Origin of the sequence: Anaerotignum sp. (genome assembly GCF_051877975.1) — a bacterium.
Lineage (GTDB): Bacteria > Bacillota > Clostridia > Lachnospirales > Anaerotignaceae > Anaerotignum_A.
Genome location: NZ_JBJEJK010000015.1, coordinates 48,874 through 71,017, shown reverse-complemented (window position 1 = coordinate 71,017; position 22,144 = coordinate 48,874). Strand labels below are relative to the sequence as shown.

The 22,144-nt window shown below is 47.9% G+C and carries 25 protein-coding genes; 4 read left to right on the top strand and 21 right to left on the bottom strand.

The features are described from left to right. Window positions 1-18: 18 nt before the first annotated feature. The 3 genes from ACI39P_RS02605 to ACI39P_RS02595 all read right to left on the bottom strand — a co-directional run bounded on the left by ACI39P_RS02605 (window position 19) and on the right by ACI39P_RS02595 (window position 1,338). Window positions 19-462, bottom strand: a complete 444-nt coding sequence (locus ACI39P_RS02605) for a peptidoglycan DD-metalloendopeptidase family protein (RefSeq protein ID WP_439719152.1) — start codon at window positions 460-462, stop codon at window positions 19-21. 1 nt (window position 463) lies between these two features. Continuing rightward, the gene (locus ACI39P_RS02600; RefSeq protein WP_439719151.1) at window positions 464-829 is read right to left on the bottom strand and encodes a hypothetical protein; all 366 of its coding nucleotides are present in this window, start codon (window positions 827-829) and stop codon (window positions 464-466) included. Between the two features lie 92 nt (window positions 830-921). Further along, window positions 922-1,338 (bottom strand): FMN-binding protein, encoded by a 417-nt coding sequence (locus tag ACI39P_RS02595; protein WP_439719150.1) that lies wholly within the window; start codon window positions 1,336-1,338, stop codon window positions 922-924. Between the two features lie 154 nt (window positions 1,339-1,492). On the opposite strand from ACI39P_RS02595, the gene addB reads away from it, so the two are divergent. Both addB and ACI39P_RS02585 read left to right on the top strand, forming a co-directional pair. After that, window positions 1,493-4,888 (top strand): helicase-exonuclease AddAB subunit AddB, encoded by a 3,396-nt coding sequence (addB, locus tag ACI39P_RS02590; RefSeq protein ID WP_439719149.1) that lies wholly within the window; start codon window positions 1,493-1,495, stop codon window positions 4,886-4,888. Window positions 4,889-4,984: 96 nt separating this feature from the next. Next, window positions 4,985-5,683, top strand: coding sequence for an alpha/beta hydrolase (locus ACI39P_RS02585; protein ID WP_439719148.1), 699 nt, complete (start codon window positions 4,985-4,987; stop codon window positions 5,681-5,683). A gap of 75 nt (window positions 5,684-5,758) precedes the next feature. Here the strand turns inward: ACI39P_RS02585 and ACI39P_RS02580 are convergent, their stop codons facing one another. From ACI39P_RS02580 to ruvA, 5 genes are all read right to left on the bottom strand, one after another. Next, a complete protein-coding gene (locus ACI39P_RS02580) occupies window positions 5,759-6,565 on the bottom strand; it encodes a DUF975 family protein (protein ID WP_439719147.1) in 807 nt (268 codons plus the stop codon). A gap of 212 nt (window positions 6,566-6,777) precedes the next feature. Next, the gene (locus ACI39P_RS02575) at window positions 6,778-7,248 is read right to left on the bottom strand and encodes a pyridoxamine 5'-phosphate oxidase family protein (RefSeq protein WP_439719146.1); all 471 of its coding nucleotides are present in this window, start codon (window positions 7,246-7,248) and stop codon (window positions 6,778-6,780) included. Window positions 7,249-7,260: 12 nt separating this feature from the next. Further along, window positions 7,261-7,524 carry a hypothetical protein gene (locus ACI39P_RS02570; RefSeq protein WP_439719145.1) on the bottom strand — a complete coding sequence of 88 codons (264 nt, stop codon included), beginning with the start codon at window positions 7,522-7,524 and terminating at the stop codon, window positions 7,261-7,263. Window positions 7,525-7,537: 13 nt separating this feature from the next. Further along, window positions 7,538-8,542, bottom strand: coding sequence for a Holliday junction branch migration DNA helicase RuvB (ruvB, locus tag ACI39P_RS02565; RefSeq protein ID WP_439719144.1), 1,005 nt, complete (start codon window positions 8,540-8,542; stop codon window positions 7,538-7,540). 72 nt (window positions 8,543-8,614) lie between these two features. Further along, complete coding sequence (ruvA, locus tag ACI39P_RS02560) at window positions 8,615-9,217, bottom strand: Holliday junction branch migration protein RuvA (protein ID WP_439719143.1); 603 nt, start codon at window positions 9,215-9,217, stop codon at window positions 8,615-8,617. Between the two features lie 268 nt (window positions 9,218-9,485). Between ruvA and ACI39P_RS02555 the strand changes: the two genes are divergently transcribed. Beyond that, window positions 9,486-9,713, top strand: a complete 228-nt coding sequence (locus tag ACI39P_RS02555; RefSeq protein ID WP_439719142.1) for a hypothetical protein — start codon at window positions 9,486-9,488, stop codon at window positions 9,711-9,713. Between the two features lie 44 nt (window positions 9,714-9,757). Here the strand turns inward: ACI39P_RS02555 and ACI39P_RS02550 are convergent, their stop codons facing one another. The 6 genes from ACI39P_RS02550 to ACI39P_RS02525 form a co-directional block, all read right to left on the bottom strand. Further along, entirely contained in the window at window positions 9,758-10,267 is a 510-nt protein-coding gene (locus tag ACI39P_RS02550; RefSeq protein WP_439719141.1) for a CarD family transcriptional regulator, read from the bottom strand. A 208-nt stretch (window positions 10,268-10,475) separates the two neighbouring features. Continuing rightward, on the bottom strand, window positions 10,476-10,919 hold the full coding sequence (locus ACI39P_RS02545) for a deaminase (RefSeq protein WP_439719140.1): 444 nt from the start codon (window positions 10,917-10,919) through the stop codon (window positions 10,476-10,478). Window positions 10,920-11,109: 190 nt separating this feature from the next. After that, window positions 11,110-12,417 carry an acetyl-CoA hydrolase/transferase C-terminal domain-containing protein gene (locus tag ACI39P_RS02540; RefSeq protein ID WP_439719139.1) on the bottom strand — a complete coding sequence of 436 codons (1,308 nt, stop codon included), beginning with the start codon at window positions 12,415-12,417 and terminating at the stop codon, window positions 11,110-11,112. Window positions 12,418-12,857: 440 nt separating this feature from the next. Further along, complete coding sequence (locus ACI39P_RS02535) at window positions 12,858-13,271, bottom strand: hypothetical protein (RefSeq protein WP_439719138.1); 414 nt, start codon at window positions 13,269-13,271, stop codon at window positions 12,858-12,860. A gap of 209 nt (window positions 13,272-13,480) precedes the next feature. Next, window positions 13,481-14,437: an ROK family glucokinase gene (locus ACI39P_RS02530; protein ID WP_439719137.1), complete on the bottom strand. Its 957-nt coding sequence runs from the start codon at window positions 14,435-14,437 to the stop codon at window positions 13,481-13,483. Beyond that, window positions 14,434-14,958 carry a GNAT family N-acetyltransferase gene (locus ACI39P_RS02525; protein WP_439719136.1) on the bottom strand — a complete coding sequence of 175 codons (525 nt, stop codon included), beginning with the start codon at window positions 14,956-14,958 and terminating at the stop codon, window positions 14,434-14,436. The genes ACI39P_RS02530 and ACI39P_RS02525 overlap by 4 nt, the downstream gene beginning before the upstream one ends. Before the next feature lie 134 nt (window positions 14,959-15,092). Between ACI39P_RS02525 and ACI39P_RS02520 the strand changes: the two genes are divergently transcribed. Further along, a complete protein-coding gene (locus tag ACI39P_RS02520) occupies window positions 15,093-16,364 on the top strand; it encodes a stalk domain-containing protein (RefSeq protein ID WP_439719135.1) in 1,272 nt (423 codons plus the stop codon). An 86-nt stretch (window positions 16,365-16,450) separates the two neighbouring features. Here ACI39P_RS02520 and ybaK read toward each other — a convergent pair whose 3' ends face one another. From ybaK to ACI39P_RS02485, 7 genes are all read right to left on the bottom strand, one after another. Continuing rightward, a complete protein-coding gene (gene ybaK, locus ACI39P_RS02515; RefSeq protein WP_439719134.1) occupies window positions 16,451-16,930 on the bottom strand; it encodes a Cys-tRNA(Pro) deacylase in 480 nt (159 codons plus the stop codon). Between the two features lie 13 nt (window positions 16,931-16,943). Continuing rightward, window positions 16,944-18,170, bottom strand: a complete 1,227-nt coding sequence (locus tag ACI39P_RS02510) for a hypothetical protein (protein WP_439719133.1) — start codon at window positions 18,168-18,170, stop codon at window positions 16,944-16,946. Continuing rightward, complete coding sequence (locus ACI39P_RS02505; protein WP_439719132.1) at window positions 18,160-18,570, bottom strand: DUF6762 family protein; 411 nt, start codon at window positions 18,568-18,570, stop codon at window positions 18,160-18,162. Before ACI39P_RS02505 ends, ACI39P_RS02510 begins: the two co-directional genes overlap by 11 nt. Window positions 18,571-18,712: 142 nt before the next feature. Further along, complete coding sequence (locus tag ACI39P_RS02500; RefSeq protein WP_439719131.1) at window positions 18,713-19,261, bottom strand: GNAT family N-acetyltransferase; 549 nt, start codon at window positions 19,259-19,261, stop codon at window positions 18,713-18,715. A 98-nt stretch (window positions 19,262-19,359) separates the two neighbouring features. Next, window positions 19,360-19,542, bottom strand: a complete 183-nt coding sequence (locus ACI39P_RS02495; protein ID WP_439719130.1) for a rubredoxin — start codon at window positions 19,540-19,542, stop codon at window positions 19,360-19,362. A 46-nt stretch (window positions 19,543-19,588) separates the two neighbouring features. Then, a complete protein-coding gene (locus tag ACI39P_RS02490; protein WP_439719129.1) occupies window positions 19,589-20,776 on the bottom strand; it encodes a phosphopentomutase in 1,188 nt (395 codons plus the stop codon). A gap of 4 nt (window positions 20,777-20,780) precedes the next feature. Beyond that, a complete protein-coding gene (locus ACI39P_RS02485; RefSeq protein ID WP_439719128.1) occupies window positions 20,781-22,097 on the bottom strand; it encodes a thymidine phosphorylase in 1,317 nt (438 codons plus the stop codon). Between the last annotated feature and the right edge of the window lie 47 nt (window positions 22,098-22,144).

Here is a 22,144-nt window from a genome sequence, read left to right as displayed (position 1 = left end):
CAGTTCCTGCAATGCCTTTTATGCCTCTTTTTCTCCGCCTTTTTGCACAAAATCCATAGGGTCGAGCAATATGCCGTCTTTATAAATGCCATAATGCAGATGGGGGCCTGTGGAAAGGCCTGTATTCCCGGATTTTGCCACCACCTGTCCCTGCTTTACTTTTTCCCCTTTTTTCACCAGCACCTTGGAAAGATGGGCATACATGATTTCATAGCCATCCTCCGTTTCATATTTCAAAACCTTTCCGTATGTAGCAGAAGTCCGCACTTCGGTCACGGTTCCGCTTCTCGCGGCCAATACGTCCGTCCCCTCTTCCACGGCGATATCCAGCCCATCGTGAAGTTCTTCCTTATGCAGGATCGGGTTCTCCCGTATGCCGCAGGCAGAGGTGATGATGCCCTGCACCGGGTCGATCCAATCCTCCGTTTTCTTTTCCCAGCGAAGCCCCTTCCACGTCAGCACACTAGGGAGATGCTTCCGCATCCGGCTGATAGACCCTTTTTTCCGTTTCCTGCGTTTCTTTTTCCTCAAAAACAGGCAGACTTTCCCCTGCTCCTTTGAAAAATGTCTCTGCCCGATTCTTCCAGACGTCCAATTCTTCCGCCGAAATCTGATAGGCAATGACCTGTCTCACCTTGGCGCAGACCATTTCCGAGGTCTCCGTCTGAAAAAAGGAAATCAACAGGAATCCCCCTGCCAAAACTGCCGTCACATATAATCGAAAGGCAAACAGACCGCCCCTTTGTTTTTCTTTCCCCCGCATCGTCTGCCGCGCCCGCATCCGCCGTTCCATTTCCCGTCTGCGCCGGCGTCTTTCCTGCTCTGTCATTGGTATCCCTCCTTCTTTTTACCTTATGTCCAAAAAAGATCAGATATACTTTTTCACGCAAAAAAATCCCCGCAGGGCAACGGGGATCTTTCTCATTTCTTCGCCTGTTCCAGCCCTTCCGCAATGGCATTCAAAACAAGCTGGGCAGAATGGGCATTTTCCGCATCCACCGCAACGGTAAGGGATTGGGTCGCCACCACTTCACGCCCCACTTCATCCGCCGCCGTTTCCAGCAGCGGATAAAAAGCCGCCACTGCTTCCCCGGGGGTTTCCATGGAAATATCGGCAATTTCGCCATCCTCCACTGTCACGGCAATTTCCGCCGTTTCCTGCCCTACCTGCATTTCTCCGTAATATGTACCATCCCGATAGAGCCCCGTATCCTCATCTTTGCCCATATTCAGGAAAAAGGTGATGAGCCCCACGATGATGATGACCCCCAGCACGGCAAATACCGCCGTTTTCACCAGTTCCTTTGCCTTTACCACTACAAATTTCGTGCCGCCCACGAAATCCCCTCCTCAAAGTTCTCTTACCCTTACCATATTCCGCATCGTTGTCCTTTATACCATCGGCAGGGGATATGGATATTTCCTTCTCCGCCTTGCAAAAAACAGCCTGCTTTTGTATCATAGAAGAAAAAACGAGAAAGAAGGGAAAGAGATGGGACTGCGTTTCATCATCGGCAGAGCTGGCACAGGAAAGACCACCCTTTGCATGGAAGAAATCATCAAACAATCGAATACAGGAGAAAAAAGGCAGGTGCTCATCGTTCCCGAGCAGTTTACCTCCCAGGCGGAGCGGGATCTCATCGAAAAAACAGGGCAAAATGCCATCCTGACAGCGGAAGTCCTCAGCTTCGGCCGCCTGGCCCACCGGGTCTTTTCCAAAAAAGGCATTGGCAGCCGGGTCCCTCTGGGGGATATTGGCAAATCTATGGCACTGCGGAAAATTTTATTGGAGGAAAAAGAGCATATCTCCTATTTTCAGAGCGTTATGGAACAGCCCGGCTTTGTGGAGCAGCTAGGGCTGACTGTTTCTGAATTTTTCCAGTACCGCATTTCCCCGGAGCAGGCAGAAGCCCTTTCTCAGGCTGAAGATCTGCCCCACGGGGCAAAGGAAAAACTGAACGACCTGACGCATATCTATCGTTCTTATCTGGAATTTCTGAAACAGGAGTATATCTCCGCCGATGAAACCCTGGGGCTTCTGGCAGAACGGCTGGATGACAGCCTGGGCTTTGGAAATACGGAATTTTGGCTGGATGGCTTCTATGGCTTCACCCCCCAGGAGTACAGCGTCATCCGCCGTCTGCTGCTCCTTTCCCCTCAGGTGAATATCACCCTGCCCATGGATAAAAACAGCTTCTACGGGGCATTCCTTCCCCCTTCCGCCCCCTTCTACGAGCCTTATATGACAAAGAAAAAGCTGAACGCTTTGGCGGAAGAATTGGGTCTGGCACCCGTTCAACCTACCATTTTGGGAAAAAATCACCGTGCCGAAACCGATGCTCTCCGCAATCTGGAACGGGACTATTTTCATAGCTTTTTCAAAAAAACTTCTCTGGCGGAAAGTGTCCATATCACCGCCTGTCCTTCCCTGCAGGAAGAAATCCGCTTTGCCGCAGGGAAGATTCTGCGCTTGGTTCGCGAGGAAACTGTCCGTTTTCGGGAAATTGCCATCGTGACCAACGCCATGGAAACCTATGAAAAAAATCTGCGGGGCATTTTAGAGGAATACCATATCCCTTGCTTCATTGATGCCCGCCGGGAAACGGCTTCTCACCCTCTGGTGACCCTGCTGACATCATTGCTGGATATCCTCGTTTATGATTTCCGCTATGAAGCCATGTTTTCTTATCTGAAATCAGGATTAACCCCCCTGACCACGGAAGAAACCGACATTCTGGAAAATTATGTCCTTGCCTACGGCATCAAAGGTTATAAATGGAAGCTGGATACTTGGGACTACGGCATCCTCAAGGAAGGGGCAGAAGCCGTGGATGCCATCAATGCCCTGCGGGAAAGGGTCATGGCGCCCTTTGGGCCCCTGCTTGCCCTCCCCCAGAAAAAAGCCTTCCCCTTCCGGGATTTTCTCAATGCCCTCCTTGCCCATCTGGATACCCTGCAGGCGGCGGAAACACTGGATAGCTGGGCTCAGGAGGCGGCAGAAAACGGCAACCTGAACAAAGCCGAGGAATACCGTCAGATCTGGCAGCTGGTGATGGATGTATTTGAAAAAGCCCACGCCATTTTGGGCAAGGAAGAGCTGCCCCTTGCGGAAATGGCAAAAATCCTGAAGGCAGGGCTGGAAAAATGCACCATGGGGGTCATTCCCCCTACGGCGGATTGCCTGCTCATCGGCGATATCGAGCGCAGCCGCCTGCCGGAAATCAAGTATCTTTTCGTTCTGGGCGTCAATGAGGGTGTCCTGCCCTCCCCTGCAACGGCTCAGGGCATTTTCACAGAAACAGAACGAGACCTTTTGACTGCCCAGGGCATAGAGCTTGCCAATGGAGGCAAGCAAAAAATTTTTGAAGAGCAATTCCTCATCTATCGAGGGTTGACAAAGCCCTCCAAGGGTCTGTGGCTGACCTATGCCGCCTGCGACGGCGAAGGCCGAGAATCAGCCCCCTCCTCCCTCATCGAACAGCTGCAGCGGATGGATGAACGCCTGAAAATCGAACCCATGCCTGCCTTTACGCTGGAAGAAACCTCCCCGGAAGCCGCCTTTCATCTGTTGGGCGGAGAAATGCGAAAGCATACGGCGGAAACCCCTATTTCGCCCCTTTGGCAGGATATTTACAGCTTCTTCGATGAAACTACAGCATGGCAGCATCGCCTCACCCTGCTGAAAAAAGGCATCGGCAAGAGCGGTAAGCCGGAGCGTCTTTCCTCCAAGACCACAAAGGCTCTCTACGGCAAAAATATCCTTTCCAGCGTTTCCCGGCTGGAACGTTTTGCCGGCTGTCCCTTCTCCTTCTTTGCGGAATATGGGCTTAAGGCAGAGGAACGCCGCTTGTATCAGCTTCATACCCCCGATCTGGGAACCTTGTTCCATGAAGTATTGGAGCTGTTCTCCAATCGGCTGGAGGAGGACAGTATCTCTTGGACAGACCTGACGAAGGAAAAAACAGAATCCCTCGTCCATCAAGCCGTGGAGGAAGCTGCTCCCCGTCTCAGCGACCAGGTACTGATGGATTCAGCGGCAAATCGATATCTCATCCGCCGCCTGAAGCGTATCTCCGCCAGAGCCGCATGGACATTGGTGCAGCATTTACAGCAGGGCGATTTCGCCCCCGCAGGCTATGAGGTGGGCTTTGGTCTGCACGAAGCCCTGCCCCCTATCGTTATCCAACTGCAGGATGGCGGCAGCCTCATTTTAAACGGAAAAATCGACCGTGTGGATTTGCTGGATGCAGGAGGCACCCGATATGTGAAAATCATCGATTATAAATCCGGAAATAAAACTTTCAGCTTTCAGGATATCTATTATGGCCTGCAGTTACAGCTTCTCATCTATCTGGATGCCTATCTGAAATATTATCAAAAGACGGGCGCCGCATTGAAACCCGGCGGGGTCTTTTATTTCCGCATCACCGACCCTACCCTTTCCCTGGAAAAAGAGCTTTCCGCTGAGGATATCGAAAAAGCTCTCTATGAAAAAATGCAGATGTCCGGGCTGCTTTTGCAGGAGGATGCTCTCATCCAAGGGCTGGATCACAGCCTTTCCAGCGGGGAAACCTCCGCCATCATTCCCGTGGGCTATACCAAAAAAGGCGACCTTTCCGCCTCCTCCAATCTGGCAACCGAGGAACAGTATGAAACTATTTTAAATTTCGTAACGGAACGTACCAAGGAAATCGGTAAGGCCATGAAAGATGGTATCATCGCCCCTGCCCCCTTCCGGGATGGACAGCGGACCCCTTGCAGCTACTGCAAATTCCGCTCTATCTGCCGCCATGATTATGAAGAAAAGCCCAAATGGCGCAATCTGAAAAAAATCAGCAAAAAGGATTTCTGGGAAACTTTGATGCAGCCGGAAATGCCTGAAGTATAAAGCAAAACAAAAATCTGCGAAAGGAGGTCTGATGATATGGAAAATAAAAACAGAACAGCAGCACGGAGGTTTGCTCCGTGAGAACAGGAGAACCTTATGAAGATACAAAAAATAAAAATCGACCATATCCCCGCCCTTCTTTATGGCGAAAAAAGTGAAACCCTTATCCTCGCTGTCCATGGCAGCCATTCCTCCAAAATCGATGACTGTATCTGGATTTTGGCAGAGGAAGCCACCAAGCAGGGCTGTCAGGTCCTTTCCTTCGACCTGCCCCGCCATGGGGAAAGGGTCTATGAAGAAGCTCCCTGTATGGTGCAGAAATGTGTCGAGGAATTGAAAAGTGTCCTGCAATATGCCAAGGGTCTGGCAAAGCAGATTTCTTTATTTGGATGCAGTATGGGTGCTTATTTCAGCCTGCTGGCCTTTGCGGCGGAACCCTTGGAAAAAGCTTGGTTTCTTTCCCCGGTTACAGATATGGAACCCATCATCCGCAATATCATGGGCTTCTGCGGCATCACAGAAAAGGAATTGGAAGCCTTGGGCACTGTGGAAAATCCCATAGAAACCCTCTATTGGGATGATTACCAATATGTAAAAGCCCATCCCATCGACGCATGGAATCCTCCTACCCATATTCTGCGGGGCGAAACAGATACCCTTTGCGAAAAAGCGTATGTCACCGCTTTCGCAGAACGCTTCGGCTGTATATTAGAGGAACAGCCTGGCGGCGAGCATTGGTTCCACACGACAGAAGAATTGGAATACTTCAGAAACTGGCTGAAAAAACGATTATAAGATTATAAAAGGATAAACGAAAACCCGTCCCCATGGAAATTTCTCCCAGGGAACGGGTTTTACTTTTTTTAGGAATCAGCTTTCCTTTTTTTCTGTATCCGGTTCTGCCGTTGTTTTTTCCTCTTCCGCGGCAGGCAGCAGGGACATATCCTCCCCCTCCAGCGGTGCGGTGATATCCCGGTAAAATGCCGCGTTTGCAGCCTCCATATAAGGCGTCAGCCAAAGGTTCCCAATGCCCAAAGTAAACACGCAAAGGATTCCCCAGCCGATGAAGCTGAGCTGCAGGCAGAATAGCCGCCATTTATTTCCCGCCATCAATTCTTTGGAACGGTCGATGGCCTCACTGGCACTCATTTCCGGGTTTTCCGCCAAAATATAGCTGGTCATAGCATAGCGATAAGATGCGATGATTCCCGGAATGATAAACAATAATGTCCAGAGAACAACATACAGCGTCTGCAGCAAGCCTGCCGCCAGCATGGTTTTCCACTGGGGAAAATAGCGGAACAGGGTCTGCAGCGTTCCTTCTTCTCCATCCGCCAAATCCAAATTGAAGCGGGCATATCCCACCGTCACAATGCAGCCCAAAACAAACTGCACAATGGCAACAATGATCGCCAGCAAAGAAAAATACATCAGGGCTGTTCCCCAAAGCGCGCCAGGGCTGTCACTCTGCATGATATTCATCAGATCAATATTCTGCCCCAAAATTTGCAGCTGCGCCCGAATCTCTCCCGCGTCAAAGTTAAAATTGATCTCGGGTGTTCCTCCCCAAGAGGTTCCGCCTAACAGCAGCGCCACAAATCCCGTCAGCACCGCTGTCTTCCATTTTCCTCTCAATGCTTCCCGGGCGGTTCGTCTGAAATCTGACGCACATTTCATAATCATTCCCCTTTCTTTCCATAAAAATATACCACAATGCCAAGAGGGTAGTCCCCTCCTTTCCGCATCATATCAAATCCATATTTGTAATACAACATCAGTGCCTGTTTCTTAAGAAAATCGTATGTATTTCTTAAAAAAAAGAAACCGTCCTTTCCTATGCTCCCTGCACCAGACGGTTTCTTTCTTGATTCAGTTCATATCACAAAATATCACAAATGTTCCTTACAGGAAAGCGTTTCCACTTCCAGCTTAAATGTAGCTACTACTTTCAGCATATTGGGGTCAAATTCCCAGTCGCCCTTTCCTGTGGCATGCTTCATTACAATATTCAGCGCGCGTTTTTTGTCTTCCATATCCTCAATCATGCTCATTTTTCCATTACCAATGATGCTCTGGAAACGATAGGAATAGTCACAGGCGCTTTCCGCTTCGTTCAGCTTATGATCCGTATCCAGTTCAAAGCCAACGTTGGGCGCCTTCCGAATCAGTTCCATTTTTCTGCCTTCTTTTGCCCCATGGAAATAAAGGGTGATTTTCCCATTTTCTTCTGTATACCCAAAATTCAGGGGGACAATATACACCTGCCCCTCATCGCAGAAGCCCACACGGCAGCAATCGCAGCGGTCGATGATTTCCATGATCTTACCGAAATCTGTTACCTCTCTGTCTTTTCTTCTCATCATGCTCACTCCTCAAAATTTTTCCCAATACTGCTTCACGCTGCCTTCCAGGATGGCATCCATATAGGAATCCGCAATTTCAAAAATTTCTTCTTCATCCTTGATTTTCAGGGAAACGCCGCCCTTATCCACGACAATATCTTTCTTTTTCCCTTTATTCTTTTCTATCCATTCCCTGAATTCCTTTTCCCATCTTTCTGCGGTTTTTTCCGCATCCTCATAGCAAAGGAGTTCCTCTTTTACATTTTCGATCACTTCATCTATTTTCAGCTTCATGCAAATTCTCCTTTCAGGCTTCCGGATATTTCATTCCAAAATGCTCATAGCCCAGCTTTGTCACAATGCGCCCTCTGGGGGTGCGCTGGATATACCCCAGCTGCAAAAGATAGGGTTCATATACATCCTCAATGGTATCAGATTCTTCATTGATAGATGCCGCCAACGTATCCAGCCCCACGGGTCTGCCGCCAAATTTTTCGATCATGGTCAACAGCATCTTTCTGTCTGTCTGATCTAAGCCCATCTTATCCACTTCCAGCAAATCCAACGCGAACCTGGCCACTTCCCCCGTGATAACGCCATCATAGCGCACCTGGGCGAAATCACGGACACGTTTCAGCATACGGTTAGCCAATCTGGGGGTTCCGCGGGAACGACGGGCGATTTCTTCCGCCCCGCTGTCGTCCATCTCTACCTGCAGCACCTTCGCAGAACGCTTGAGGATAATTTTTAGATTCTCTACAGTATACGGCTCCAATCGCTGCACCACGCCAAATCTATCCCGCAGGGGTGCCGTCAAAAGCCCGATTCTGGTTGTGGCACCGATGAGCGTAAACTTTGGCAGATCCAGCCGCACAGAGCGAGCCCCCGGCCCTTTGCCGATCATGATATCAATGACAAAATCCTCCATAGCGGGATACAATATCTCTTCGATCATCCGGTTCAGTCTGTGAATTTCATCAATAAAGAGGATATCCCCCTCATTCAGGCTGTTCAGCACCGCCGCCATATCGCCGGGGCGCTCGATGGCAGGGCCCGATGTGGTCTTGATATTCACGCCCATCTCATGGGCAATGATATTGGACAGGGTCGTTTTTCCCAGCCCCGGCGGGCCATACAAAAGCACATGATCCAAGGCTTCTTTCCTCTGCTTCGCCGCCTCGATAAATACGCGCATATTCTCTTTTACACTTTCCTGCCCGATATATGTTTCCAACGTGGCAGGGCGCAGTTTTGGCTCCAGTTCCCGGTCCTCTTCCCTGAGTCCTGTTGTCAAAATTCGTCTGTTTTCCAAATGAAACACCTGCTTCTATTCAACCTCTATGCAAAAAAGCAACTACCAAGGGTGTTGCCCTTTCTTTTTTGCTTATATCATTTTCTTCAAAGCTGCCTTCAAAATATCTTCTGTGGACATGCCTTCTGCCGCAGCCCCATTGACTGCCTTGGCTGCTTCGCTGCGGCTGTAGCCCAATGCAGTCATGGCTTCAATGGCTTCAAATTTTGCATCGCCATCCAAAGAAGTCTCCACAATATCCTGCAGTTCCTCCCCCAGGAAAAGGGCATCTTCCGTCTTAAATCTGTCTTTCAATTCTAAGATCACCCGCTGAGCTGTTTTCCTGCCCACCCCCGGCGCCTTAGAAAGGGTCTTTACATCCTCTGAAAGAATGGCCATAATGATCTCCTGCGGCGTCAGCTGGGAAAGGAACCCCAAAGCCCCCTTGGGCCCAACACCGCTGACCGTCAGCAGTCTGTGGAACATTTCCTGTTCCTCCGCTGTGGCAAAGCCATACAAACTCACGCCATCCTCCTTCACACTGAAATAGGTGAATACCTTTGCTTCCTCCCCTGTTCGGGGCAGTTTGGCCAGCGTGGCAGGGGAAACGAAGATCTGATATCCTATGCCGCCGGTTTCTATGATGATGTAGCTTTCCGCACGCCGCTCCAGCGTGCCTTTGATATATGAAATCATATGTATTCTCCATTCCAAAACAACTGTACCATATTTTTTTATTATACCCAAGGAACAAAGAAAGGGCAAGGGAACACGAACATATTTTTGCTTTTTCCTCATACAAAATGAACAAAATGATTCTATTTTTCTTGCGGCAAACTGCCGAAAATTTTTTCTTTTTCTTTTTTCATTTTGAAATTCTATTTTTTTCAGTGATAAACTATATATAGTCGTAAAAAAAGATTTTTACACCATCAACCACTATATATGATAAGGAGAGATTGCAATGAAACGTATCAAATATGCCTGTCTGGAACAGACGTTACACTTTTTTGTACAGGATTCTTCCGCTCTGCGTACACCCAAAGATGAATTTGAGCTGTACAAAAAAGGATTGGAACGGAACAAAACAGCCTACAAAGTCCTTTCTGAAGAGACACAGCCGGATGGTTCTCTTATCGTGAAGCTTAAAAAACAATATAATACATACGATTACGGTTCTTACATGGACTAAAGAGAAAAAACAGAAGCCCCAAGTCTTTTGACTTGAGGCTTTCTTTATTTCAATGCTTCTACTTTCTTCGTGATATATCCTTCCACTTCTTCATAGGGAACCTCCAGCGCGATGGAAAATTCTCTATGGAGCAGTTCCTTTGCCAGCTTGCCATATTCCTGTTCCGTCTTTGCCAGTTTTTTGCCATGTTCCACCATGGATTTTTCCTTCATATAGACAGTCTTAATTAATTTCACCAGGTCTTCACACTGATGTGTATCTAAGCAGCCTTTGTATTTTTCACTCAAGGCACGGACATCCTGCCCTTCAAATTCTTCTTCCTGAATCCCGGGAATCTGTTCGATCAGATGCTCTGCCTGTTCTTTTGTCAGGATGGCACGCATAAATACCTTTGTATCCACCGGCGCATAAATCGTACCGGAACCAAAAACCGGGGCCAGCGTATAATATTCCTTCCCGCTGCGGCCCATGGGAGTGCCGACCGGAACACCAATCTCTTCAATGCGGCAAATACCATTATTTCCGTAAATCACCAATTCACCTTTTTGGAACATCCGAATCCCCTCCTGTTATGTTTTCCGATTCCTTACAGTACCTTCGCCTGTGATAAAAAACAGCGTACAGGAAGGAACAACCGGACTTACGTTTCCTAACTACACGCTGCTCATTACTTTATTTTAACACATTTTTCACCCATAATGCAAAGGAGGATTTTGTTTTTTTCTCCGTACCTTGGGAAACTGCCCCCTGGCTGGGGCATTCTTATTCCATTACAACGATTTCAATGCCTGCCTCTTCCAAAATGGCTCTGGAAAGCTCATCCGGGTATTCTCCCTTATGGACAATACGGGTGATACCCGCATTGATCAGCATCTTCGCACAGATGACGCAAGGCTGCAATGTAATATAAATCGTGGCTCCCTCTGTGCTGACGCCGATCTTCGCCGCCTGAATGATGGCATTCTGCTCCGCATGGAGAGCACGGCAAAGCTCATGCCGCTGCCCAGAAGGAATATGCAGCCGCTGCCGTTCACAGCCGCCAATCTCCGTACAATGCTTCAAGCCAGAAGGCGCACCATTATACCCCGTAGTGATGATACGGTTATCCTTTACAATGACCGCCCCCACCTGTCTGCGCAAACAAGTGGAACGAGTCTTTACAATTTCCGCAATCTGCATAAAATATTCATCCCAACTGACTCTCACTGCAAATTCCTCCTTCTTTAAGACCTTGTGGATGCCGCCTTTTCTCTTGGCAGTGCTCATATCCTTTCGCCCGGCATGCAAAGGGATTTCCTTCGGCAAGCCAATTTCATTTTATCAAAAATAACATAAAATAGCCGCAAAAACAATATGATGCAGCAAAAAAGCCCCTCTCACGAGGGGCATACATCCATTAGATGATAAGATTCATCTTCTTTGCTTCATAGGTCAGTTCTTCTCTGAATTCGGGTGCAGCCAAAGAGATGATCATTTTCGCTCTGTCGCTGGCTTTCTGTCCTTTCAGGCGAACGATATTATTTTCAGTTACCAGGAAATCCACTTCATTTTTAGATGTTGTTACAATGGAGCCGGGTGTCAGAACAGGCTTGATCTTGGAAATGGTACCATTTTTCGCTGTGGAAGACATGGCGATAAAGCCCTTGCCGCCCTTGGACAGGTTTGCACCGCGCACAAAGTCTACCTGACCGCCGGAGCCGCTGTAATGGGTTGTACCCAAGCTTTCCGCGCAAACCTGACCAAAGAGGTCAATTTCTACACAAGCATTTACGGAAATGAAATTATCGTGCTGGCCGATGATATAAGGGTTGTTTGTATAATCTACAGGGTGCATTTCAAAAGCAGGGTTATCGTCCATATATTCATACATCTTTTTGGTGCCCCATGCCAGAGTGGCAATGGTCTTACCTACATTGATGGGCTTTTTCATATTCGTTACTGCGCCGCATTCAATCAAATCTACCATGCTGTCTGTAAACATTTCTGTATGGATCCCCAGATCTTTTTTATCCCGCAGCAGAACGCCAACAGCATTGGGAACGCCGCCAATGCCCAACTGCAATGTTGCACCGTTGGGAACTTCATCCGCGATCATCTGACCGATTTTTTTATCTGTCTCTGTCAGAGCGGTTTCCGGCAGCGTCAGCAGTTCATGGGAAGATTCGCACAAAGCTGTAACTTCGGAAATATGAATCAGATTATTGCCCATCACACGGGGCATTTTTTCATTGACTTCCAGCAGAATGATCGCTGCTCTGCTCTTCATTGCAGGCACTTCCGCCGCAGACATGCCGCAGGTGAAATAGCCATGTTTATCCATAGGGGAAACTTCTGCGTAGAACACATCCAGTCTGGGCATGCATTCTCTCCAGTAGCCGGGAGCTGTGCTGTAGTTGTTGGGAACATAAGTATAAAGCCCCTGCTGAATGCCTTTTCTGCCTGCGCCGCCGGTAAACCAGGATACATAGTCATATTTTCCCTTCAGTTCCGGGTTCATAAATGCGCTTCCCTTTACAGAAAGAATCGCATGATGTTCCACCCCTGTCAGTTCGCCTCTCTTCGCTCTTTCGCCGACTGCTTCACAAATCAACTCGGGTTCTTCTAGGCAGGTAGGGCAGGCACAGATATCACCGGATTTTACATACATTGCAACCTCTTCGGGGGTTTTCAGTTTTGCACGATACATCTCCTGAAATTTATTCATGTTGTTCCTCACCTTTCTAAATTTTTCTACTTTTTTCGTTTAAAATACACAAGAATTTTATCATTTTTTATCTTTTGCATACAAAATACGACCTATCAAGGGTATTTTAGCACAAATTAAACTCAAAAGTAAAGGCAAAACTTATCGTGTTCTTCAAATTATACAATAAATTCAGAAAAAAAACGGCTTTTTTGTCCTACATCCATCTTTCCAGGCAAATATTCCAGAAAAAATCAAATATAAGTGATTTTTTTCCTCTTGCGCTCCCAAGGGCCTCCCCCTTCGGCCAGATTCATTTGCTCCGCAAAAAAAGAAACCCGAAGGAATCATTCCCTTCGGGCTTTTTCTGCTTGCATAGACACCATTCATCTGTGTCTGCTTTCCCTATATTTAAAATATTTTAAATATCGATTTTATCCTGATTTATGTGAATGTATGCATTAAATCAGGTACTGCTGTACTTCTGCGGGAAGCAAATCAGTTTTGCGGCTGATAATCATTACCATATCCATTTCAGCTTCCTTGGAAGTTTTATCCAGTTCCTGAATAAAGGAAACGAAATCTGCGTCGCTGATTTTGTCCACAATATGGTTCAATCCATCAATATAAATTGTTTCAATATCACTATTCTGAGAAAGGATACCACACACGAAACCTCTGAACACCTGTGGATCTTCCATAATGAACTTGGGTGTTTCTACAAAACGCACACTATAGTGCAGATCATACATGTGGCTGTTGTCATCGTCTACAAATACAACATTGCCTTTTGCTTCTTTACCGGCTGCGTTAGCCATATCGATCATTTTCTTTGTTTTACCTTCACCTTTTTCGCCTGCAAGAATTTTAACCATTGCAATCTCCCCCTTTTATATCTGGATATTTTCTGGTGGTATACCTTTGGATTATTCTTAAGTTACCAGAAACACAAAGTGGATAGTTCCTGTTATTCTTTAAATTCTCCAAAAGTCTGCGCATTCCTTTTTTTTTGCGCACATTTTTTATTGTTTTTTTGAATTTGGCTTTTTTCACAAAAACGTGAATACATTTTTATTTACTATTCCTACAAATTCTTTTCTGCCTGCAGGATCAGCGCCGCCGCCCCTTGGATGCCGGCATCATTGCCCAGCTTTGCCAGGGCAAACGTTTTGTTTCTGCTATGTTCAAAGACCTTCCCTTGATATGCTTTTTCGATCTTATCCAGCAGGAATTGCCCCGCCGCGCAAACACCGCCGCCAATGACGATCCGCTCCGTATCTGCAATATAAATGGCATTGGCCAAGGCATTCCCCAATCTGTCACAGACAAAATCTGTAATTTCATTGGCAAGGGCATCGCCGTTTTTTGCCGCATCCCAAAGGTCTTTGGCAGAAATCGCTTCCCGCCGGCGCAAGACAGAGTCCTCCGTTTTTTCTGCCAGAAATTTTTCTGTCATGCGCACCATGCCCGTAGCGGAAGCATATTGTTCCAAGCAGCCTTTTTTCCCACAGTTGCAGGCTTCCGTTTCATAAGGGTCTATGGTCATATGTCCAATTTCCCCGGCAACACCGCTGTCGCCCATCAGGATATTCCCCTCCAGCACAACACCGCCGCCAACGCCTGTTCCCAATGTCACCATCAGCATGCTTTTCGCCCCTGCGCCTGCGCCATAGATGGCTTCGCCAAGGGCCGCCACCCGGGCATCGTTGCCGATACGAACAGGAGAAATGCCGATGATACCTTCTGCTTCCGCCGCCAGGTCTACATCGCCCCAGCCAATATTCACCGCACCGTGGAGCACGCCATCCGCCGTTACCGGGCCGGGCGCCGCCATACCAATGCCAAGAATATCCTCCTTCGGAATCTTTTTCTCCCGCAAGCAGCTTTCCAGCGATGCTTTCACATCTTCCAAAAGCCCCTTGGGGTCGCTGCCTTTTCTGGTTGGAATTTCCCAATTGGCCGCAATCCTGCCGGTTTCCGTGACCAATCCTATCTTTACTGTTGTTCCGCCGATATCGATACCAAAACAATATCTCATCATAGATCACCTTCATATCGATACACATTGCTGTGTATCAGTTTTTTATATCTTTTGTAGGTCGTTTCATCGATGGCAGCGGGCTTTGTCATCAATTTCAGTGGAAGTACATCCTGCCCCCGGCGCATGGGCGGCTGCAAATAGGGATACCCATTGTATACAAACCCATGCCGCTCATAGAAGCCGATCCGCCGTCTGGTCAGTTCATCCTCCGGTTCTTCCACCTCCAGAACCGTCGGCCTGCTTTTTTCTGCCAGAAAAGCATCTAAAAGCTTTCCGCCATAGCCACCATTGCGATATTCTTCCTTTACCGCAAAATGCTCGATGTATAGAAAATCTGCAATCTCCCATGCGGCAAAGACCGCGGCAAAGCCGCCATCCCTTCGTGTGCCGTAAAGCCCATAAAGGGGTTCCTGCAGCATTGCTTTCTGCCGTTCCTTTTCCCGCAGTTCATTTTCAGGGAAATTGTTTTCCAGCAATGGAAAGATCTCATCGAAGGTCGCTTCTGTAATGCGTTCAAACATAGTCTTCCACCTCCGCTTACAAAGGATACTATAAACTTTTAAAAAAAGCAAACCTTTCCTCAAATTCTTAAATTTTTCTAAAAAACACCCCAAAGGTTTCTTTCTATGCTATACTGAATTTATAAAGAAAGGATGTGATTTCACTGAAACGAATTTTAAGAGGCACAGTCCTCTTTCTTTTATTATGCACCTGTTTTATTTATACAGCCACGGCGGCATCTATCCGCATCACCCTGAACGATCAGGCTGTTTCCTTCGATGAAGCGCCTTTTATCGAAAATGACCGGGTGCTGGTGCCTGTCCGGGGCATTTTGGAATCTCTGGGCTATACCGTCCATTGGCAGGAACATACCCAAACTGTTCTTGCCCTCAGCGATGATGTAACAATTTCCCTGTCCATCAACAGCAAAACTGCCCTTGTTAACGGCGAAAGCGTCTCCGTTGATGCCCCCGCAAAGATCAAAAACGGGCGCACCTACGTTCCCCTCCGTTTTCTGGCAGAATACAGCGGTGCAGAAGTAAATTGGGACAGCCGCACATCCACTGTTTCCATCTATGCCGCAGATGCCACAGCAGAAAACACCATGAAAAAATCTGTGGTCTATATCCAGACCAATAAAATGCAGGGCAGCGGCGTTATTCTTTCTTCCGATGGGCTGATCGCAACAAATTACCATGTCATTGAAAATGCTTCCACAGCACAGTTCATCTTCTCCGATGGTACGATTTACCAAGGGGCAACCACTGTAGTGGGCCTGAAACCGGAATCGGATATCGCACTTTTGCGTATTAGCAAGGATGGGCTGCAGGCAGCCACGCCGTCCCAATCCTTCCAGGTGGGTGAAGCTGTGACGGCCATCGGTTCCCCCGGCGGGCAGCGAAATACCGTCTCTACCGGTGTTATCAGCGCCTACGATAGGGATTATATCTCCACCACTGCGGTCATTTCCCAAGGCAGCAGCGGCGGCGGGCTTTTCCGTTCCAATGGACAGCTGATCGGTATCACTTCCGCCTATGGTGATGGGCATTATTTTTCTATCCCCATTTCTCAGGTCTTGCAGGTATCTCAAAATCTTTCTGTCCCCCTGAGCCAAATGAAAAACTATACCTATACGCCTCCCGCGCCTCAAAATCTGCGGATGCAAGTGGAAAATGACGGTTATGCTTACGTTTCCTGGTCTCCGGTTTATGCCGCAGAATACTACCGTATCTACACATCAGCTTCCCCCGATGGGCCTTTTACCCCCATGAAAAACCCGAATAACAACAGTGAAAAATGGTATTGGGGCTTTCCTTACTGCTTCGGTATTTCTGCCAATCAAGGCCAGAGCTACTATCTGCATATCTCCGCAGTGGTAAACGGGCAGGAAACCCTCCCCAGCGAAACTATAAAAATCAGCAGGTAACAACCTTAGATTGTTCGGCAAACTAAAAAACAGCCACCCGATTCTACTTGTATCCGGGTGGCTGTCTTTGTTTTCTCTTCATTTTTTCATGCCATTTCTTTTGTCACATCTGCCTGAACGGCTTCTGTATATCGAATCAGATCGTTGGGGGAAAGAATGATCTGCTCCCCTCTTACCCCCGCACTGACGGCAATCTCGTCGAATAAAATGCAGGTCTCATCGATAAAGGTGGGGTATTTTTTCTTCATCCCAATGGGGGAACAGCCGCCGCGGATATATCCTGTCAGCCCCAGCAGTTCCTTCATATGGGTCATTTCAACTTTTTTATTTTTAGATACGACAGCCGCCTTTTTCAAATCCAGCTCCATATCCACAGGGATACAAAACACATTGATCCCCGTTTTATCTCCCCTCGTTACCAGAGTCTTGAACACCTGCTCCGGCGCCATGCCCACCTGTTCTGCCGCATGAAGCCCCGAAAGGTTCGATTCATCGTATTCATATTCCGCTGTGCGGTAAGCAATCCCTGCCGCTTCCAGCAGACGCATCACGTTGGTCTTTGTCATAAAAAGCACCTTCTTAATCGTCCAGAATGATAAAACCATAGTCTACCCCTGTCCGCTCCATAAAATAATTCTTTGCCGCAATATCCGAGGAAACCGGCGCCGCTGTCCAATATTCCCCATTCATATAGGCCACATAACGGGAACCATCCGTCAGGCGGAAATAGGCACAGTTTGCCGTTGCACACTGATATTTGATCTGGCTCTTGCTGGTGATATAGTAATTGCTGAACATGGCTGCCACAGCGCCGCCCTGTTCTGCTTTCACATAATTTTTCCACGCCGCCAGGTTATATTTCGGCAGCAGCTCCACATTAAAATCGGGAATCAGTTTATTCACCGCGTTGATAGGGTAAGCATCCATCTGCACATTGGGATAGACCACTTCCCAAAAACCATTATCATTTTTCAGGATATACTGCTTGATATTTGCTGTATTGGTCGTAGTAGAAAATACAACGACTGCATACTTATTGTCTTTTCTGATCTCGCGCACAAAGAAATCCGAAAATTTCCCTTCATACAGGCAGATATAGTTCAGGATACGACCATATTCCGCAGATGCAGAAGAAAGCCGCCCCACTGTGCCATGGCTCTGGTTATATTTTGCCAGCAGGGAGGTATAATCCTCCTGAGAAATCTGCCCTGCCTTGCCGCTGGCAGAAGCCAGCAGATATTTGCCGTTTTGCTTGACTGCGGCAAATACACAGAATGTATTGCTGTCAGAAGGCACACTGGCCCCGCTGTACTGAGCCAAGTCACTGCCGTCGATAAGCAGGATCTCATATCCTGCCGTATCCAGCCCACTCTCCAGATATCCTTCCTTCACCAACATGGAAGGGGTTATGTAACAGCCGTCATAATAACCGTAGAGCTTGCCGTTTTTGCTCATCCAGCCCCGTTTCGGCCCGTTGATCCTATAATCCTGCTGTGCCGCCGCTGCAACTGCCGTCAGCGTCTCATACTGCTTGGAAGTTTCGCTCTGCCAAAAAGGTTTGGACTGGGTGATCTGCTTTTTCGTATCTGTTTTTTTCTCTTCTTTTTTTTCTTCTTCTGTCTTTTCCTCTTCTTCCTCAGGTGTATCTTCTTTTCCATTGGGCACGATGATCTCTGTGGTGCGGCCGTCCTCCTTTTCTTCCTGCGCCGAAACCGTCTGCTCCACACTGCCAAAATCACACCCACTGGTCATAAAAATACAGAATCCCAAAAGAAGGCAGAAAAGCCGCCGTCTTTTATTCCCCACGGTAATCATCCTCTTTGTCTTTGATCGCTTCATAAACAGAAAGCAGTTCTTCCTTATGGGCATTCAAAATTGTCGTCAGTTTTTCTTCCATAGCATCCTGTTCTTTTGTAAAGGGGAAAGTCACTACCCAAACAGGGTCGTAATGACCATCCTCTTCTTCGATGGAATCCACCAATGCACCTACTGTTTCTGTATCATAATAATCATATACCGCGTCGTATTCCCAATCCTGCAGTTCTCTTTCACAGGTCAGGCGCATCACAACCTGATCCTCTTCCCCTTCTGCATAAATATTGAAAATCAACTCGCTGTTTTCGGAAAGGGAGTAGGCCCCCAATTCCTTTTCCAGAAAACCGGTTTCCGCATCTTTCAGCATGATTACGATTACTGTTTCTTCCATATATGATCTCCTTATATTTATCAATATACATAGTTTTCTATTCTATGATTATACTACAAAAAACTACCTGATGCAACAAACCCCGCCGGATTGCAGGGCTTACTGTATATCTGACGGAAAATCTTAAGATTCTGTTCCCTTTTTATACAGTAATTTCTGGGTAAGGGATAAATTCCTGCGGCGGGTCGGGGTGTTCTCCCAGGGATTTTTCCATCCAGACCATTCCCAGCCACTGCCCCAGCTTATAGGCACAATCAGTAAATTTCCCCGCCTGATGATAGCCCATGGCTTCATGGAAGGCAATGCTGTGAGGGTTGGGATAGGCAATGCAGGCATTTACGTTCTGCACGTTCTGCTTCCGCAGGGCTTCTTCTAAGGCTGCATAGAGCCTCCTTCCGATGCCCCTGCCCCTTTCTTCCATCTTCAGATAAACCGTTGCCTCTGCCGACCAGATATAGGCTCTCCTGGCGTGGAAGGCAGAAGCATAGGCGTAGCCGATGATTTTCCCCTCCTCCTCTGCCGCAAAATAAGGATATGCCTGCAAGGTATGTTTGATGCGTTCCCGAAATTCTTCCAGAGAAGGCACATCATATTCATAGGTCACCGTCGTTTCTGTCACATAGGGTGCATAGATAGCCAACAGCTCCTCTGCATCCCCTTCTGTCACTGGTCTGATTCTGATTTCTCCCATAAATATTCCCCCTTTTTTCTCCGATTGTATCTTATTTTCTTTCTCCTGTCATAATATCTACAGAAAAAGCCCCGAAGAATCATTCTTCAGGGCTTTTCTCATGCCTTGATGGTGGTTTCCGCTTCCACCAGAGCGAAGGCTTCTTTATTGACCCCGCAAATGGGGCAAACATAATCCTCCGGCAAATCCTGCCATTCTGTCAGTTCCGGAATGCCGTTTTCAGGTTCTCCCTTTGCTTCGTCATAAATATAATCACAGGTATTGCATTTGTATTTTTTCACCCATACCACTCCCTTCTAAAAAGCAGTATGACCGAAAAAATCCATTTTATCCTTCTTTCAGAATATCCTGCAAAAAGCTCTCTGCTTCAAATTTCGCCCCCAGCCCCAGATAATCGGAAATGGTCTGCCCCAAATCCGCAAAGGTCTTTCTGATGCCCAGGTCAACGCCTTCTTTCACAGGCTTGCCATATACCAGCACGGGAACATATTCCCGGGAGTGGTCTGTACTAGGGGTTGTGGGGTCGCAGCCATGGTCTGCCGTGATAAACAGGAGATCCTCCTCTTTCATCTGAGCTATGATTTCCGGCAGCTTGCCATCGAAATATTCCAGTGCAGATGCATAGCCCTCTACATCGTTTCTATGTCCATAGATCATATCCGTATCCACCAAGTTGGTAAACAAAATGCCTTCAAATTCCTCTTTGGCATACTGGATGGTCTTTTCGATGCCATCATTATTATTGGTGGTATGGTCGGTACGGGTCATGCCGCGATGCTCGAAAATATCCTCGATTTTCCCCACTGCCGTCACATTCATGCCCTTTTCCTTGGCCAAGTCCAGAATGGTCACGCCGGTCGGTTCCAGGGAGAAGTCCTTTCTGTTTTTGGTACGGGTGAAATCGCCGTTTTTGCTGCCGATAAAGGGTCTGGCAATAACACGGGCCACGCCGTGTTCTCCCGTCAAAATCTTTCTGGCCTTTTCACAGATTTCATACAGCTTTTCCACAGGAATGATTTCTTCATGGGCTGCAATCTGGAATACGCTGTCTGCAGAAGTATACACGATGGGATAGCCCGTTTTCATATGCTCTTCTCCCAGCACATTGATGATTTCTGTGCCGGATGCGGCATAATTGCCTAAAGTTTTTGTGCCGATAGCTGCTTCAAAGGCATCCATGACCTCCTTGGGGAAGCCTGTTTCCGTATAAGTAGGAAAGGGGTTTTTTGTAATGACGCCTGCCATTTCCCAATGGCCTGTGGTGGTATCCTTCCCGATGGATTTTTCCCCCATCTTGCCAAAGGCTCCCTTCGGTGCATCCACCTTCCCCAGCAGTTCGATTTCCTCCCCTTGAATATTGCCCAAGCCCAAGGCGCAGAGATTTTTCAAATTCGTCTGAGGTCTTGCTTTTTTAATATTAACCAGGGTATTGCTGCCAACGTCGCCAAAATCCGCGGCATCCGGCAGTTCTCCGATCCCCACACTATCCAATACGATGATGATCGCTCTTTTCATATCTTCAATCCTCCTGTCTGATGATTTTCCAAATCAGCGGCGGCTGTTCTGCCGCCTGTATTTCCTCAATGGTGATCGCCTGTTTCAGGAAATCCGCCGCAGAGCTGCATTTTTCCTCACTTTCACTATACACGACGGCAAAGGGTTCATCTGTTGCAATTGCATCACCTATACGTTTTTTCATCACAATACCTGCACCAAAATCCAAAGGCTGCCCTTTGAACATACGGCCTGCCCCCGTTTCCTGAGATGCTCTGCCAATCAGTGCCGTATCCATACGGGTGATGTATCCGTCTTTCTCTGCCTTTACCTCCAGCTTCACAGGGGACAAGGGCAACAGCCCATAGTTATCAATGATGCCCACATCGCCCCCCTGCTGCATCAACAGCTCTTTAAACTTTGCAAGACCCTTGCCGTTTCTGATCTGCTCCAACAAAAGGGCTTTGCCCGCCTCTTCCGTTTCCACTCTGCCTGCCAAGAGGAGCATATTCGCCCCCAGGGTCAGGGAAACCTCCAACAGATCGCCGCCAACATTGCCTTTCAGCACCTCCATGGCTTCTATCACTTCCAGACTGTTGCCGATATACATGCCCAAGGGCTGATCCATGCCGCTGATGACTGCCGTCACCTTTCTGCCCACATGTCTGCCCATATCCGCCATGGTGGCCGCCAGCTTTTCTGCGCTTTCCAAATCCTTCATAAAAGCACCGCTGCCGCATTTTACATCCAGCACGATACCATCTGCCCCTGCCGCAATTTTCTTGGACATGATGCTGGCAGCAATCAGGGGAATGCTGTCCACCGTCCCTGTGACATCCCGCAGGGCGTAAAGCTTTTTATCCGCAGGGGTCAGGTTATCCGTCTGGCTCATCAATACGATGCCGCTTTTCTTTCCAAAGCGCAATGCTTCTTCCTCCGTCACATCCACCCGAAAACCGGGAATGGATTCCAGCTTATCGATGGTGCCGCCGGAAAAGCCCAAGCCTCGCCCGCTCATTTTCACCACCGGCACCCCCACAGAGGCGACCAATGGCGCCAGAATCAGCGTTGTGGTATCTGCCACGCCGCCGGTGCTGTGCTTATCCACCTTAAACCCATCGATGGCGGAAAGATGGAACATACCGCCGGAATGGGCCATTTCCATGGTCAGGCAGGCCGTTTCTTCCGCATCCATGCCCTTCAGCAAAATTGCCATCAATAAAGCAGAAATCTGATAATCTGGCAGAGAGCCATCCGTCACGCCCTTTACAAAAAAGGAAATCTCTTCGTTGGTCAGCTTTCCGCCGTCTCTTTTTTTTATAATGATATCCACAAAGTTCATCAGGATACCTCCTTTCGGAGAGCCTATTTGCATATTTTTTATTCATT